The sequence below is a fragment of the Paracoccus sp. S4493 genome (assembly GCF_000967735.1).
GTDB classification, from domain to species: Bacteria; Pseudomonadota; Alphaproteobacteria; order Rhodobacterales; family Rhodobacteraceae; genus Paracoccus; species Paracoccus marcusii.
Window position 1 is genome coordinate 1 of record NZ_JXYF01000524.1, and the last position, 1,294, is coordinate 1,294.

1 protein-coding gene and 1 pseudogene are annotated in these 1,294 nt (G+C 75.3%); both read left to right on the forward strand.

Annotated features, from left to right (window positions below; genetic code table 11):
- The first annotated feature begins 142 nt into the window (after window positions 1-142).
- Window positions 143-1,084 (forward strand): VWA domain-containing protein, encoded by a 942-nt coding sequence (locus TW83_RS18860; protein ID WP_045984327.1) that lies wholly within the window; start codon window positions 143-145, stop codon window positions 1,082-1,084.
- A pseudogene (locus TW83_RS18865) lies at window positions 1,081-1,294 on the forward strand (hypothetical protein); the annotation flags it as partial. The gene TW83_RS18860 and the pseudogene TW83_RS18865, both read left to right, overlap by 4 nt.

The following is a 1,294-nucleotide window of genomic DNA, read 5'->3' on the forward strand; positions in this document are numbered from 1 at the left end:
ACCGCCTGCTGGCCATCGCCCGCCTGCTGGGTCATCTGCCGGCGGCGCTGCGCCCGGCCGCCTATGGCGCGGCACCGCCACCGTCCGACCGCCGGATCGAGGCGATCACCCGCGGCGCCCGCCTGCGCCGCCTGTGGCGCAGATGAGCCTGGCCACACCCTGGCTGCTGGCGCTGCTGCCGCTGCCGCTGTTGCTGCGCTGGCTTCTGCCGCCGGTGGTCCGGCCCCGTGCCGCGCTGGACGTGCCCGACCACCTGTTGCCCCATGCCACGCCTGGCAGCCTGCCGCCGCTGCACCGCGCCCCGTGGCTGGCGGCCGCGGCCTGGGTGCTGCTTGTCATCGCCCTGGCGGGACCGCAGGTGGAACGCCAGGCCCAGGTGGTTCCCGCCAGCGGGCGGGACATCGTCCTGGCACTGGACCTGTCGGGCAGCATGGAACAGGCCGATTTCACCCTGGACGGTCAGCCCATCAGCCGCCTGGACGCGGTCAAGCGCACGGCCCGCGCCTTTGTGCAAAGCCGGACGGGCGACCGGATCGGCCTGGTGATCTTCGGCGGACGCGCCTATGTCGCGGCGCCGCTGACCTTCGATCTGAACGCCGTCGTGCAGGCCATCGACGAGGCGCAGATCGGCGTGTCGGGCCGCGGCACGGCCATCGCCGACGGCCTGGGTCTGGCGATCCGCAGGCTGCAGGACAGCACGTCACCCGGCCGGGTCGTGGTGCTGCTGTCGGACGGGGTCGACACCTCGGGCAGCGTGCTGGCGGTGGACGCGGCGCGCCTGGCGGCGTCGCACGGGCTGCGCATCCACACCATCGCCCTGGGCCCCGAGGACCTGGAGACCCGCCCCACCGCCCGCGACGCGGTCGACGTGGCGACCCTGCGCGCGGTGGCCGAAACCGCGGGGGGCGCGCTGTTTCGCGTGCGCGACACCGCCGACCTGACCGCGATGGCGCAGGCGCTGGACCGGCTGGAGCCTAGCCCGGGCGAACGGCCGCCGCTGCGCTATTGGCGGTCGCTGTGGATCTGGCCCGCGATGCTGTGCGTCGCCTGCCTGATGCTGGCCGCGATCCGGAGGCGGGAATGACCGGCGCGCTGCTGCTGCGGCCGTGGTGGCTGGCGGGTCTGGTGCCGCTTCTGGCGCTGGCCTGGTGGCTGGACCGTCGCGGGCCGTCCGCCGGCGGGTGGGAACAGGTCATGCCGGCGCACATGCTGGCCGCGATGCGCGCGCTTGGCGCCTTGGGCGGCAGCACCGGCCGGTGGGGTCCGCTGCTGCCCGTGGGGGCGGCCGCGCTGC